12 protein-coding genes are annotated in these 14,165 nt (G+C 71.9%); 8 read left to right on the top strand and 4 right to left on the bottom strand.

The features are described from left to right. Positions 1 to 9 precede the first annotated feature (9 nt). The 6 genes from ACK8GG_RS16395 (at position 10) to ACK8GG_RS16370 (ending at position 6,288) form a co-directional block, all read left to right on the top strand. Positions 10 to 1,569, top strand: a complete 1,560-nt coding sequence (locus tag ACK8GG_RS16395; RefSeq protein WP_440351284.1) for a protein kinase family protein — start codon at positions 10 to 12, stop codon at positions 1,567 to 1,569. Between the two features lie 144 nt (positions 1,570 to 1,713). After that, a complete protein-coding gene (sigM, locus tag ACK8GG_RS16390) occupies positions 1,714 to 2,355 on the top strand; it encodes an RNA polymerase sigma factor SigM (RefSeq protein WP_440351494.1) in 642 nt (213 codons plus the stop codon). Continuing rightward, positions 2,352 to 3,338, top strand: a complete 987-nt coding sequence (locus tag ACK8GG_RS16385) for an RsmA family anti-sigma factor (RefSeq protein WP_440356727.1) — start codon at positions 2,352 to 2,354, stop codon at positions 3,336 to 3,338. Before sigM ends, ACK8GG_RS16385 begins: the two co-directional genes overlap by 4 nt. A gap of 174 nt (positions 3,339 to 3,512) precedes the next feature. Then, positions 3,513 to 4,466: a thioredoxin-disulfide reductase gene (trxB, locus tag ACK8GG_RS16380; protein WP_440351286.1), complete on the top strand. Its 954-nt coding sequence runs from the start codon at positions 3,513 to 3,515 to the stop codon at positions 4,464 to 4,466. Between the two features lie 34 nt (positions 4,467 to 4,500). Next, a complete protein-coding gene (gene trxA / locus ACK8GG_RS16375; protein ID WP_440351287.1) occupies positions 4,501 to 4,824 on the top strand; it encodes a thioredoxin in 324 nt (107 codons plus the stop codon). Between the two features lie 306 nt (positions 4,825 to 5,130). Next, positions 5,131 to 6,288 carry an N-acetylmuramoyl-L-alanine amidase gene (locus ACK8GG_RS16370; protein WP_440351288.1) on the top strand — a complete coding sequence of 386 codons (1,158 nt, stop codon included), beginning with the start codon at positions 5,131 to 5,133 and terminating at the stop codon, positions 6,286 to 6,288. 9 nt (positions 6,289 to 6,297) lie between these two features. On the opposite strand, the gene ACK8GG_RS16365 is transcribed toward ACK8GG_RS16370, so the two are convergent. Next, positions 6,298 to 6,978 (bottom strand): GNAT family N-acetyltransferase, encoded by a 681-nt coding sequence (locus ACK8GG_RS16365; protein ID WP_440351289.1) that lies wholly within the window; start codon positions 6,976 to 6,978, stop codon positions 6,298 to 6,300. Between the two features lie 237 nt (positions 6,979 to 7,215). Between ACK8GG_RS16365 and ACK8GG_RS16360 the strand changes: the two genes are divergently transcribed. Both ACK8GG_RS16360 and ACK8GG_RS16355 read left to right on the top strand, forming a co-directional pair. Beyond that, entirely contained in the window at positions 7,216 to 8,529 is a 1,314-nt protein-coding gene (locus ACK8GG_RS16360) for an aminotransferase-like domain-containing protein (protein WP_440351290.1), read from the top strand. A gap of 8 nt (positions 8,530 to 8,537) precedes the next feature. Beyond that, positions 8,538 to 9,554 carry a D-alanine--D-alanine ligase family protein gene (locus ACK8GG_RS16355; RefSeq protein WP_440354590.1) on the top strand — a complete coding sequence of 339 codons (1,017 nt, stop codon included), beginning with the start codon at positions 8,538 to 8,540 and terminating at the stop codon, positions 9,552 to 9,554. 85 nt (positions 9,555 to 9,639) lie between these two features. Here ACK8GG_RS16355 and ACK8GG_RS16350 read toward each other — a convergent pair whose 3' ends face one another. The 3 genes from ACK8GG_RS16350 to ACK8GG_RS16340 form a co-directional block, all read right to left on the bottom strand. Beyond that, positions 9,640 to 10,563, bottom strand: coding sequence for a hypothetical protein (locus ACK8GG_RS16350; protein ID WP_440356726.1), 924 nt, complete (start codon positions 10,561 to 10,563; stop codon positions 9,640 to 9,642). Positions 10,564 to 11,547: 984 nt separating this feature from the next. After that, positions 11,548 to 12,624, bottom strand: coding sequence for a ParB/RepB/Spo0J family partition protein (locus ACK8GG_RS16345; RefSeq protein WP_440356725.1), 1,077 nt, complete (start codon positions 12,622 to 12,624; stop codon positions 11,548 to 11,550). Between the two features lie 27 nt (positions 12,625 to 12,651). Next, complete coding sequence (locus ACK8GG_RS16340) at positions 12,652 to 13,626, bottom strand: ParA family protein (RefSeq protein ID WP_440354729.1); 975 nt, start codon at positions 13,624 to 13,626, stop codon at positions 12,652 to 12,654. Between the last annotated feature and the right edge of the window lie 539 nt (positions 13,627 to 14,165).

Here is a 14,165-nt window from a genome sequence, read left to right as displayed (position 1 = left end):
GGAGGACTGGTGACCCAGGTCGGCGAAGGTCAGGGAGCGGGCGACAGCGCCCCATCGCTGATGACCTTCGGTGCTCCCGAGGTCGGCGAGATCCTCGCCGAGCGGTACGAGCTCGCCGAACACATCAACGACGACAGCGCCGGCCGGCAGGTGTGGCGCGGCGTCGACGTCGTGCTCCGGCGACCGGTCGCGGTGATCCTGCGCTACCCCGGTGGCGACTCCGCCACTGCGATGCTCCAGTCCGCCGTGACCGCCAGCCGCGTCGTGCACCCCAACCTCGCCGGCGTCTACGACGCCATCGACGAGGGTGAACGCGCGTACGTGGTGCGCGAGTGGGTCAGCGGCCGGTCGCTGCGGGAGATCGTCGCCGAGGGCGTGCTCGACCCTGCGCACGCCGCCGGCGTGGCCCACGCGGTCGCCGCCGCCCTGAGCGCGGTGCACGCCACGAGCATGGTGCACGGCAACGTCCACCCCGGCACCGTGATGATCAGCGATGACGGCCGGGTGGTGCTCGCCGACGGCCGCTCCGACGTGGTCGACACCCAGGAGACCGACGTCCGGGCCGTCGGCGGGATCCTCTACTTCGCACTGACCGGACGCTGGCCGTACGCCGAGGCGCCGATGCTCGGCGCCACCGCCGGCCAGGGCCGGGCCGCGGTCGCCGACGCGATCCGCGACGGCAGCGGCAGTGCCGCCGCCCCCCGCCAGGTACGCGCCGGCATCCCGTCCTACCTGGACGAGCTGACGACGGCCCTGCTCGACCCGCAGGCGCCGCAGCCCACCGCCGAGGCGCTCGCCGCCGAACTGGGCAGCCTCGACGCGCTCGCCGAGGAGCCCGAACCGGAGGGCGGCCCGCTGCGGTTCGCGGCGGCCGTCGACGACGAGCCGTCGGCGCTGGGCCAGCTCGGTAACCGCAAACTGCTGCTGAGCATCGGCGGCGGCGTCGCCGCCGCGCTGATCGCGCTGCTGGTCGGCGTCACCGTGCTCACCCCCGGCGACGACCCGGCACCGGGACCGGTCGCGCAGACCAGCGCGGGCACCGACCCGTCGGAGACCCCGGGCGACAGCAGCCCGGCACAGATCGTCCAGATCGCCATCGGCGCCGACCAGGTCCGCGTCGTCGACCCGCCGGGCGGCGACCGCGACGAGCTGCGCGACATCGAAAAGGTCGTCGACGGTGACACCGACGGCGGCTGGTTCACGCACAAGTACTTCAGCCCGAAGTTCGGCAACGTCAAGGCCGGCATGGGCATCTTCATCGACCTCGGCGAACCGCGCATGGTCAAGTCGGTCACCGCGGAGCTCTCCGCCGCCGGCGCCTCCGCCGAGCTCTACTCCGGCAGCATCAACCCGCCCTCCACCACCGCCGGGGACCAGGAGCTGTTCCAGAGCTACCGCAAGACGCCGGTCGGCGCGTACGAACGGCACGACGGCACCACCATGACGTTCAGCGACTTCGACCCGGACCAGGAGTACCGCTACCTGCTGCTCTGGTTCACCGAGCTGCCGGCCACCTCCGACGGGGGCTTCCAGGTCGGCGTACAGGAAATCATCGTCCGGGGTCAGTGATCCCGCCGCCGGCCGGCGCGGGCACCGCGAGGTCAGGAGCGTGGATTGATCGTCGGGGACGAAGAGGGCCCGACCGGGCCGGCTGATCAGACGGACCCGGCCGTCCCGACGGCCCCGGCCGACGATCCTCGGGACGACGCGGCGCTGCTGCGGGCGCACGCCGACGGCGACCCGCTGGCCTTCGCGACGCTGGTGCGGCGGCACCGCGACCGGCTCTGGGGGGTGGCGCTGCGCACCACCGGTGACCGCGAGGAGGCCGCCGACGCCCTGCAGGACGCCCTGCTCTCGGCCCACCGCGCCGCCGGCCGCTTCCGGGGCGAGTCTGCGGTGACGACCTGGCTGCACCGGATCGTCGTGAACGCCGCCCTTGACCGTCTGCGGCGACGGCAGGCCCATCCGACGGTGCCGTTGCCGCAGCAGCGCGACGATTTCGGCCACCCGGCCCGGGAGCCGGCCGCCCCCGAACTGGACCACGACACCGGGCTGCTGGTGCGCCAGGCGCTCGCCGAACTCGCCGCGGAGCAGCGGGCCGCGTTGATCCTGGTCGACGTGCACGGCTACCCGGTCGCCGAGGCGGCCCGGCTGCTCGGCGTCGCCGAGGGGACGGTCAAGAGCCGGTGCGCCCGCGGCCGGGCCCGGCTCGCCGTGCGTCTCGGCCACCTGCGGGCCCGCCCGCCGGCGCCGCCCGCCGTGACCGGCCACACCGCCGGGAACCGCGCCGGCGCCGAGGACGTCGAACCGGCAGCGGAGCAGCACACGCAGGAGACCAGTCGGGAGGCCCGGTGACGGCCGGACGGTTCAGCGAGGTCGACCACGACCTGCTCGCCGAGTACGCCGGCGGGGCACTGGATCCCGCGCGCGCGGCGCAGGTCGATCGGCTGCTGCGCGACGATCCGCAGTGGCAGCGGGCGTACCGGGAGACGGTCGTGGCGCTGGCGGCGGTGACGGCGGAGCTCGCCGCGTACGGCGCGTCGGCGCCCCCGATGCCGCCGGACGTCTTCGCTCGGCTGACCGGCGTGCTCGCGGAAGCCGGGCCGCTCACCACCGCGACGCCGGCCGGGCAGGAGTCCGCGTCGGCGGCCGACTCCGGCCGGCAGCTCGGGGCGGGCGGTCACGACGGGGCCCGGATCGGCCGGGCAGCCGACAACCGTCCGCCGAATCGCCCGGTCGGTGCCACCCCCGCCACGACAGGACGGGACACCCGCCGGCGTCGACGGGCCCGGTTGGCGGCACCGGTGGCGGTGGCCGTGGTGGCGCTGGCGGTCGTGGGGCTCGGCCTGGGGCAGCTGCGCGGGCCGGGCGAGGACGCGGCCGGCACCACCAGCTCCGCCGCGGAGGTCACGGCACCCGGCGCCGATCGGCTCATCGCCTCCGGCCGCGACTACACAGCGGCTACGCTCCCGCTGGGGGTGCCCGCCCGCCGTGCGGCCGACGTGCCGCCGGGACCGACCGAGGGCGCCTCGCTCGGTCCGGACGCCGCACCGGATCCGGCCGATCCGCAGCCACCGGTCGGCGTGCAGACCTTCGGCTCACCGCTCGAACGGCTCCGCGGGCAGGCCGCCCTCGCCTCCTGTCTGACGGCTGTCGCGGCGGAACACGGCGGTGGCGCGGTCACCGTGGTCGCCGTCGACTACGCCAACTTCGAGGGCGCTCCGGCGGTGATCGTCGAGTTCGTCGACGGCCGCGGCGAACGCTGGGCTTTCGCCACCGGACCGGCCTGTGGCCTCGGTTCTGACGCCGACGTCCGCCGGCGGGCCCGGGTAGGGTGACACCACACATCGCCGCCGGAACGTGGCGTGAGATGGCGCACCGACGACCGATCCGGGAATTGCGGATTCGTACGATGCGTTCTGGAGGTCAACCGGCGGTGCTCACCATCGGTGAACCCCACCGGCATCCGGCGCGCTCGCCGGTAGCCACACACAGAGACTCGGGAGACGGCAGTGGACGAGGTCCGCAACCTGATCATCATCGGCTCGGGGCCGGCCGGTTACACGGCGGCCGTCTACGCCGCGCGCGCCAACCTGAACCCGCTCGTGATCGAGGGCGTGCAGTCCGGCGGCGCGCTGATGACCACCACGGAGATCGAGAACTTCCCCGGTTTCCCGGACGGCATCATGGGCCCCGAGCTGATGGACAACATGCGTAAGCAGGCCGAGCGCTTCGGTGCCGAGTTCGTCACCGACGACGTGACCCGGGTCGAGCTGGTCGACACCGGCGTGCCGGGCACCGACACGGTGCAGACGGTCTGGGTGGGCGAGACGGCGTACCGGGCCAAGTCCGTCATCCTGAGCACCGGTTCGGCCTGGCGGCCGCTGGGCGTGCCGGGTGAGCAGGAGTACCTCGGCCACGGCGTGTCGTCCTGCGCGACCTGTGACGGCTTCTTCTTCCGGGAGCAGCACATCGTGGTCGTCGGCGGTGGTGACTCGGCGATGGAGGAGGCGACCTTCCTGACCCGCTTCGCCGCCTCGGTGACGATCATCCACCGGCGGGACGAGTTCCGGGCCAGCAAGATCATGGCGGAGCGGGCGCTCGCCAACGAAAAGATCAAGGTCGAGTGGAACTCGGTTGTCGAGGAGGTCCTCGGCGCCGAGGGCAAGGTCACCGGCGTACGGGTCCGCAACGTGCGCACCGGCGAGGAGAAGATCCTCGACGTGACCGGGGTCTTCGTGGCGATCGGCCACGACCCGCGCAGCGAACTCTTCCGCGACCAGGTCGACACCGACGACGAGGGGTACGTCCGGGTCCAGGCCCCCTCGACGCGGACCAGCGTGCCGGGCGTCTTCGCCGCGGGCGACGTCGTCGACCACACCTACCGTCAGGCCATCACGGCCGCCGGCACCGGCTGCTCGGCGGCGCTCGACGCCGAGCGGTTCATCGCCACCCTGCAGGACTGAACGACTCGAAGTAGTACCCCCAAGGAGGGTAATCGTGGGAGCAATCAAGGCGGTCACGGACGCGAGCTTCGCGGCCGACGTACTGAAGTCCGACAAGCCGGTCCTGGTGGACTTCTGGGCCGAGTGGTGCGCGCCGTGCCGGAAGATCGCTCCGCTGCTGGAGGAGATCGCCGGCGAGATGGCCGACCAGGTCAGCATCGTCAAGCTCAACATCGACGAGAACCCGGAGGTCGCGCGCAACTACCGGATCATGTCGGTGCCGACGCTGACCATGTTCAAGAACGGTGAGCCGGTGCAGTCGATCGCCGGCGCCAAGCCCAAGGGCGACCTGGTCAAGCTGGTCGAGTCGGCACTGTAGGGCAACCTCGCACTCGGCCCTCGGCGGAATCGCCGAGGCAGCGCCACCCGCGCACCGCACCGGCGTCCGGTCCTGATGGATCCGGGCGCCGGTGCTTTCGTCTGCGGTCACGTCGGCCATGGAGCAGGCCCATCAACTGGTCCGACGACACTCCGCCCACGCCCGGGCTCCGACCCGCAACCACCCTCGACAACCGGGCCGTCACGGTACGCTCATCCCGACGTCTGCTGCTCGCCGCTGCCGAGCCGCAGCGGCGCGGCAGTCCCACGCCGGGGAGTCGAATCCGTATCCACGAGGGGGTTTTCCGTGCGACCGATCCGCCTCGGCGCCCGAGGACCCGCGGTACGCGAGATCCGAAGCATCCTCACCAGCGTCCAGCTGCTCGACGAGGGCGGCGGTGACGAGTTCGACGCCGCCACCGAACGAGGCGTACGGGCCTTCCAGCAGAGCCGCGGCCTCAGTGTCGACGGCCGGGTCGGCGCGGAGACCTGGCGGGCCCTGGACGCCGCCCGCTGGCACCTCGGCGCCCGCACCCTCTACCACGCCATCCCGGCGCCGCTGACCGGCGACGACGTCCGGGTGCTGCAGGAACGGCTGCTGGAGATGGGGTTCGACGCGGGCCGCTCCGACGGCATCTACGGCATGCGCACCGCCCGGGCGGTGGCACAGTTCCAGCGCGAGGTGGGACTGACCCCCGACGGCACCTGCGGACCGCACACCATGCACGCGCTCCGCCGGCTGGGGCGCAAGGTGATCGGCGGCCGGCCACAGTGGCTGCGTGAGTCCGACGCGCTGCGCCAGTCCGGCACCACCCTCGTCGGCCGGGTCGTCGTCATCGACCCCGGGCACGGCGGCAGCGATCCCGGAGTGGTGGTCAGCGACGGGCCGCAGCGCTGGACCGAGGCCGAGATCGTCCACGACCTCGCCAGCCGGCTGGAAGGGCGCCTCGCCGCCGCCGGAATGCGGGTACACCTGACCCGCGGGCCGGCCCTCGCCGAGGGGCCTGACGACGCCGCCCGCGCCGCGCTCGCCAACGACGTCGGCGCCGACGTCTTCATCTCGCTGCACCTGGACCACCATCCGAACCCGGACGCCGAAGGGGTCGCCTGCTACCACTTCGGCACGGACAACGGCGTCACCTCGGCGACCGGCGAGCGGCTCGCCGGGCTGGTGCAGCGCGAGATCGTCTCCCGCACGGGACTGCTGGACTGCCGCACCCACGCCAAGAGCTGGGAACTGCTGCGTTTCACCCGGATGCCCGCCATCCGCGCCGAGGTCGGCTACCTGACCTCCCCGCGGGACCGCGCCCGGCTGATCGACCCCCGGTTCCGCGACCGGGTGGTGGAGTCCATCATCGCCGGCGTGCAGCGGATGTACTTCCCGATCGAACAGGACGTACCGACCGGCTCCATCGACGTCAGCGAACTACGCGCCCGGCTGACCGCCGGCACCCACGCCGAGTAGGGAATCGACTCAGTCGCTGCGGGCGGAGACCGTACTGCCGGCCGGACTGACCGCGGGACGTACCGGCCGCAGCAGCGTCTCCGGGCTCATCGACCCGAGCAGCTTCTCCAGCGCGTACTCGACGTCGGACTTCCAGGAGAGCGCCGTGCGCAGTTCCAGGCGCAGCCGGGGGAAACGCGGATGTGGCCGTACCGTCTTGAAGCCCACCGACAGGTAGAAGTCCGCCGGGGCGAGGCAGCGCCCCCGGGCCTCGCTCCCCGCATCGGCCTCGGCGTCGCCGAACGCCTCGATCGCCTTGATGCCCCGCTTGGTGAGGTCCCGGGCAACGCCCTGCACCAGCATCCGGCCCAGCCCGCCACCGGCGAACGACGACACCACGTGGGCGGTGGTCAGCAGCGCCGCGTCCGCCGAAACCGGTGAGGTCGGGAAGGCCATCGACCGCGGGACGTACGCCGGCGGGGCGTACATGACGAACCCGGCGGGCATCCCGTCGACGTAGACGAGCTTGCCGCAGGAGCCCCACTCCAGCAGAGTCTGCGACACCCAGGCTTCCTTCTCCAGCCCGGGGTCACCCGCCGCGCAGGCACGATCCGCGGCGACCGGGTCGAGCTCCCAGTAGACGCAGGCCCGGCAGGAACGCGGCAGATCCTCCAACGTGTCGAGGGTCAGACTGACCAGCCGTCGGGACATCGCGCCACCCTTGGTTCGAATCCAGCACCCGTCCGCGCCGACGCCGGCCGCCCGGCACGGTCCTCGACGAGCGATCGTACGCCCTGCCACGGCACCCCGGGAGCGGACGCACCAAGGAGGTGGGCGGACGGTCGTACCGGCCCGCGTGACCTGCGCCTCCGACCGAATAGCCGGGGCGTGCGCCGTGATCGGAGGACTACCATCGACCGACAGCCCCCTGCATTCGAGGTGATGTCCGTGACCGGCACGACGCTCGACGACTACACCGACCGGTACGCCCGGCGGGTCCGCGGCATGACGGTGTCGGAGATCCGGGCCCTCTTCGCCGTGGCCAGCCGTCCGGAGGTCGTCTCGCTCGCCGGTGGCGCGCCGTACATCGCCGCGCTCTCGCTGGACGCGGTCGGCGACATGCTCGGCCGCCTCGGCTCCGAACAGGGCGTGGACACCCTGCAGTACGGCATCGGCCAGGGCACCCTGGCGCTGCGGGAACGCATCTGCGAGGTGATGTCCCTCTCCGGCATCGACGTCGGCTGCGGCGCCTCGCCCGAGGACGTGGTGGTGACCGTCGGCGGCCAGCAGGCGCTGGACCTGGTCTCCCGCCTCTTCCTGGACCCGGGCGACGTGGTGCTCGCCGAGGGGCCGACCTACGTCGGCGCACTCGGGGTGTTCCAGGCCGCCCAGGCCCAGGTCGTGCACGTGCCGATGGACGACGACGGGCTCGTTCCCGAGGCGCTCGAGGCCGCGATCGCCGAGGTCGCCCGGACTGGCCGGCGAGCGAAGTTCCTGTACACCATCCCGACGTACCAGAACCCGACCGGTGTGACGCTGAGCGAGGAGCGCCGGGAGCGGGTGCTCGACATCTGCGAACGCGCCGGGCTGCTGGTGGTGGAGGACGACCCGTACGGTCAGCTCGGCTTCTCCGGTGACGCGCCCCGGCCGCTGCGGGCCCGGCGCCGCGACGGCGTCTTCTACCTGAGCACCTTCTCCAAGACCTTCGCCCCCGGGCTGCGGGTCGGCTGGATCCTCGCGCCGCACGCCGTCCGCGAGAAGCTCGTCATCGCCAGCGAGGCGCAGATCCTCTGCCCGAGCGCGTACGCCCAGGCCGCCGTCACCACCTATCTGACGACCATGCCCTGGCGGGACCAGCTCAAGATCTACCGGGAGATCTACCGGGAACGCCGCGACGCGCTGCTCGACGCGCTCGGTGACCTGATGCCGGAGGGGACCACGTGGACCCGGCCGGACGGCGGGCTCTTCATCTGGGCCAGTCTGCCGGACGGACTGGACTCCAAGGCGATGCTGCCGCGGGCGATCGCCGCGCGGGTCGCGTACGTGCCGGGCACCGGCTTCTACGCCGACGGCTCCGGGCACGGCTTCATGCGGTTGAACTTCTCCTTCCCCTCGCCGGAACGGATCCGGGAGGGGGTGCGGCGCCTCGCCGGGGTGATGGAGCAGGAGCTCGCGATGCGTCAGGTCTTCGGAGGCGTGCCGGGCCCGGTCGGCCGCCGCGGACAGGCCGGCGCGGACGTGCCCGGTCCCGACTTGGCATGATCAGGCCCATGGGTACGACCTCAGCGGAGTCTCTCCGCGCCGACAGCGCCGTCGGTCACGACTCGTCCGGACAGCGGCGTGACCTGCGGTCAGTGGTCCTCGCCGGTGGCCTCTCCTACGAACGCGAGGTGTCACTGCGCTCCGGTCGTCGCATCCTCGACGCGCTGCGCTCGGCCGGGATCGACGCCGAGCTGCGGGACGTGGACGCGACGCTCCTGCCGACGCTGGCCGCCGATCCGCCGGACGCGGTGGTGATCGCGCTGCACGGCGCGGCCGGTGAGGACGGCTCGCTGCGCGGCGTGCTCGACCTCTGCGGTGTGCCCTACGTCGGCTGCGATGCGCGTGCCTCGCGGCGGGCCTGGGACAAGCCCTCCGCCAAGACTGTGCTGCGCGAGGCGGGCATCCCCACCCCGGACTGGGTGGCGCTGCCGCACGACCGCTTCTCGGAGCTCGGCGCGGTCGCCGTGCTCGACCGGATCGTCGACCACCTCGGGCTGCCGTTGATGGTCAAGCCCGCCCAGGGCGGTTCCGGCCTGGGCGCCGCGGTCGTCCGGGACGCCGCCGCCCTGCCCGCCGCGATGGTCGGCTGCTTCGCGTACGACTCGACCGCCCTGGTGGAGCGTTACGTGCCCGGTGTCGACATCGCCGTCTCCGTGATCGACCTCGGCGACGGACCGCAGGCGCTCCCCGCCGTGGAGATCGTTCCCCGCAACGGCCGCTACGACTACGCGGCCCGCTACACGGCCGGCCTCACCACCTGGCACACACCGGCCCGGCTCGCCGAGCCGGTGGCGGCCGCGGTGGCCGAGACGGCGCTCGCCGCACACCAGGCGCTCGGCCTGCGGGATCTCTCCCGGGTCGACCTGATCGTCGACGAGGCCGGGGCACCGCACGTGCTCGAGGTCAACGTCTCGCCGGGGATGACCGAGACGTCGCTGCTCCCGCTCGCGGTGCAGGCCGCCGGGCTGGACCTCGGCCGGGTCCTGGCGACGATGGTGGCGCGGGCCGCCGACCGGGACCTCTGACAGTCCCGGCCGGGCGCAGCCGCCGCCCCGCGAGTCCGCACGCTCCGCGGTTGGCCGTTCTGGCGGTGGCAGCTCTTGGCGGTTGTCAGCCTTCGCTGCGGGGCGTCGGCGCGGTGTAACCGGAGGCGCGGTCGGGCAGACCAGCGCCCCGGTCCGGGCTGACGCTCTCGGGGTCGCCCAGGTCGACCGGGTCGACCGGGTCGTCGGCCAGGCCGGCGCGTTGAGCCGGGATGCGAACCTCCGGCCCGCTCTCGGCCGGCTCGGGCAGAGCGTTCTGCGACGACTCGCTTCCCGTCACCCCGGCGTCCGTCCACGCTCCCCGTTCCCCGGCAGCGTCCGCTTCCCCGGCAGCCTCCGCTTCCCGGGCGCGATCCGCTTCCCGGGCGCGATCCGTCGCGGCTGCGGCGTCCCTCGACGCGAAACTCGCCGGCGCCTGCCACTCGATCCGGGGCGGCTCGGCGACCGGCCGGCCCTCGAAGTCCGCCAGCCAGGCGGCAACCATGGCGAGACTCTGACGCCACCGCTGCTCGGAGATCGGCGGGAGAATGTCGTCCCAGAGCGACAGGAACGTTCCCCGCAGCTGCAGACGCCCGTACGGGCGGGCGAGGAACCAGAGGTGCAGGTGCGCCGAGCCGTCACCCCAGCGGTTCACGTGTACCCGCGCCACACCGTCGAGAGATCGGATCGCCCGTTCGAGACGTACCGTCATGACGCCGAGCTCGGCGGCGAGCAGGTTGGGCAGGTCGCCCAGATCGTAGTGGGACCGGGTCTCCAGGATCAGCACCATCGGCAGCCCGGAAGGGCGGTCCATGGCACGCACCCGCCAGCGCTCACCGACCCAGATGTATGCGTCGTCGGGAGTCTGGCAACTCAGGCACTCACGGTCTCCCTCGCCTCTCCGGTCCGGCTCGACCGCTACTGGATCGTCGAGCTTCTTGACGCGGAAATCCCCTTCGAAGGGGAACGAGGGCCAGGTGCTGAAAGCAGGGAGAGGAGGGGTGTCGGACACGAGGTGACCCTAGCCCAGCCGGAGACGGTTGTCCCCATCGCTCAGCCCGTGAACTTCGCCCCTGAGCGCCGGAAAACCCGGTAATCCACGAAGTAATCCACAGGCCCGCACCCGCTTTCACGCGGGGTTTCACGTGAAACCACGCTGCCTGTGGATAACTTGTGTGGACAACTCTGCCGCCGCTGGGGATCCCGAACATCCAACGAACATGACCCCTCTTCGGTGCGGCCGCGAGCCCGAAACCGGCCGGACTTTCCCAGGGCCGCCGGCCCTCGATCGGACGGAAATCAGCTCCGGCGGCCGGTGGTGCGCCGATGCTCTCCGCAGGCGCTGCTTCGCCCGCACGCCACCGGCCGAATCGCGGCTCTGCCGGGGCCCGATCGCGGCTGACCGGCATCCTGGGGTCGGGACCGGTATGGCCGCAGAACCATGTGCGGCTGACCGGCAGGGAGGGCTTGCCGTCCCAGACCTCTCCGCGGGAATACGCGCTGTCGATGCTGATCCGGCTCGGCCGGGTTCGATCCGACGACTCGCCACCGGGCGGAGGCTGCCGCGTTTCACGTGAAACGCGGCTCCGCCACTGACACGCCCGCTCGACGAAGGCAGGCGTGGATCCGGTGATACCGGCGACGCGAGACGGGAGATCGCCAGAGCGAGGCACCAACGCCGTGCGTGGCTGCCGGCTCGCACGAAGAACGCGTCCGGCGCGGGACCGGCTGATCACCCCGCTGTCGCCGGAGCACGCAGCCCGTCGGGCGTCGGGCGTCGGGCGTCGGGCGTCGGGCGTCGGGCGTCGGGCGTCGGGCGTCGGGCGTCGGCACAATGATGCCGCCGCCCCGGTTCCACGTGAAACCGAAGCTCGCCATTCCGGGCTTGAGCGTCGGCCCGCCCCCGCAGACGAAACGGCGGGCCGCATCTGACTGCGCGGCCCGCCGTTCTTCGCTGCCGGAGTTCGCACCTGCCAGGGCAGGCGACTCCGGGGAATCACTCCTCGGGCAGCTCTGACTCCTCCTCGATGCCGATCAGCCCGACGATCCGCTCCAGGTCGTCCACCGTCGCGAACTCAATCGTGATCTTTCCCTTGCTGCGGCCGATGTCGACCTTCACCCGGGTGTCGAACCGATCCGAGAGTCGATCGGCGAGGTCGGTCAGCGCCGGAGCGTGCGGCTTGGCCCGCCGCTTGGCCGGGGTCTTCGCGGGGCCGTCTGCGAGCGCCAGCTGGACGATCTCCTCGGTCGAACGCACCGAGAGTCCTTCCGCCACGATCCGGCGCGCCAGCTCCTCCTGGGCGGCGGCGTCGTCCAGCGCCAGCAGCGCACGCGCATGCCCGGCCGAGAGCACACCTGCCGCCACCCGGTTCTGCACCTGCGGCGGCAGGTTCAGCAGTCGGATGGTGTTGGAGATCTGCGGGCGGCTGCGGCCGATTCGCCGGGCCAGCTCCTCGTGCGTGGCACCGAACTCCTCCAGCAGCTGCTGGTAGGCGGCGGCCTCTTCCAGCGGATTGAGGTTGGCGCGGTGGATGTTCTCCAGCAGAGCGTCCCGCAGCATGGCGTCGTCGCGGGTGTCCCGCACGATCGCCGGAATCGTCTCCCGGCCGACCTCCTGGGCGGCGCGCCAGCGTCGCTCTCCCATGACGAGTTCGTACTTCTCGTCGTCGAGGGCCCGCACCACGATCGGCTGAAGGAAACCGACCTCCTGGATCGAGACCTTGAGCTCCTCCAGCGCTTCCTCGTTGAAGACCTGCCGGGGCTGCTTCGGGTTCGGGATGATCGACGAAACCGGAATCTCGGCGAACCGCGCGCCCGGCACCGGGGCGAGCTGCGCTCCGGCCGGTTCGGCAGGGGAGAACGTCTCGACGGCCGGCGGAGCGGCCGGAGCCGGGGACGCCGGAGCCGCGACCGGGACCGAGGCCGAGGCCGAGGCCGAGGCCGCAGCAGGTCCGCCGGTCGGCGGCTCCGCCGTGGCGACCCCTCCGCCGGCTTCGGCGGCGACGGGCACCGGAGCCGTCGGAATCAGCGCGCCGAGGCCCCTACCAAGGCCACCCCGCGGACGGTTCTTCATACGACGCCTCCCAGCGACTCGTCACCACTACGCATTGCGGCCCACCGGTGCCATCGCCCCTCGCTCCGCGATCTCCTGGGCCGCGGCGAAGTAGCTCATCGCACCGCGGGATCCCGGGTCGTACGTCATCACCGACTGGCCGTAGCTCGGCGCCTCGGAGACCCGGACGTTGCGCGGAATGACCGCCTGCAGGACCTTGTCGCCGAAGTGGTTGCGCACGTCCTGCTCCACGGCGTCCGCAAGGCGTGTCCGCCGGTCGTACATGGTGAGCAGGATGGTGGAGACGTCGAGCCGCGGGTTCAGGTGCTGGCGTACCAGGTTGATGTTGTTGATCAGCTGGTTGAGCCCTTCCAGGGCGTAGTACTCGCACTGGATCGGGATCAGCACCTCCTGGGCCGCCACGAGCGCGTTGACCGTCAGGAGCCCCAGCGACGGCGGGCAGTCGATGAAGACGTAGTCGAAGTGACCCGGGTACGCCTCGATGGCGCGGGAGAGCCGCGACTCACGGGCGACCACAGAGACGAGCTCGATCTCGGCACCCGCGAGGTCGATCGTCGCCGGTACGCACCAGAGGTTCGGGATGCCCTCGACGCCCTGCGCCACCTCTTCCAGCGCCATGCCGTTGATCAGACAGTCGTAGACGTCCGGAACGCCGGTGTGGTGCGGCACGCTCAACCCGGTCGAGGCGTTGCCCTGTGGGTCGAGGTCGACCACCAGCACCCGGTTGCCGTGCAGCGCCAGCGCCACCGCCAGGTTGACGGTGGTCGTGGTCTTGCCGACGCCACCCTTCTGGTTCGCGACGCACATGACGCGAGTCCGCTGCGGGCGGGGCATGGTCACCTCGCCGCTGGGATTCAGAATCTGCACGGCACGCATCGCCTCCATAGCAAGGGGTGGATCATCATCATGACGCATTTCCGTTTCACGTGAAACGTACGCGTCCGATTGTTGGCCCGCCGTATTCGACACCGGCGTGGCCTCGTCAACCGAGGGCGCCGAAATGGCGACCTCGTCCGGCGGCAGCCGCTGCTCCGGCGCCGGCGCGTGCTGCACCCCGGCGATGGCCTGCGGCTGGACGGCGCTACCGGAAATTGCGTCCGGGTGGGCTTCGGTTTCACGTGAAACCGAAGCCTGAGGGGAATAGCCGCGTGTCAGTTCTGGCTCGTCATATCTACCGTCGTGATGCACCCTGTCATCCCTACCCGCTGCGGATGGTCGGCCGGTCCGGCAGGAGCGGCGAGGGGCTGACCATCACGCTGCCCACCCGCTCCACATTATCGACGCGCGGTCAGCCTACGGCGCACGGGCGGATCAGGTCCACGACACATCGGGCGATGAGGCCAGTACCACCTGGTCTCCACGCTGGCCGCATCGGCACATAGTGCTCGCACTTGCGGTCACAGATCGGCTCTCGCGTAAAAACGGAAGCAACCACGGCCGCAGCAGGGAAGAGCAGCAACCGCCGGCTGCGTGTCCCGCCAGCCCTCACCCGGAACACGCTTCCCGTCCCCTGAAAGCCGGACCGGATGCCAGGCTTGTGC

It is taken from the genome of Melissospora conviva, from assembly GCF_049523535.1.
In the GTDB taxonomy this organism is placed as follows: domain Bacteria; phylum Actinomycetota; class Actinomycetes; order Mycobacteriales; family Micromonosporaceae; genus Melissospora; species Melissospora conviva.
The sequence above is the reverse complement of the archived record's forward strand: the minus strand, read 5'-3'. Positions and strand labels throughout refer to the sequence as shown.

Coding starts and splice junctions, on each gene's coding strand:
- ACK8GG_RS16355 (WP_440354590.1), top strand. CDS start 8,538: ATGGGTACGACCTCAGCGGAGTCTCTCCGCGCCGACAGCGCCGTCGGT.
- ACK8GG_RS16365 (WP_440351289.1), bottom strand. CDS start 6,978: ATGTCCCGACGGCTGGTCAGTCTGACCCTCGACACGTTGGAGGATCTG.
- ACK8GG_RS16345 (WP_440356725.1), bottom strand. CDS start 12,624: ATGAAGAACCGTCCGCGGGGTGGCCTTGGTAGGGGCCTCGGCGCGCTG.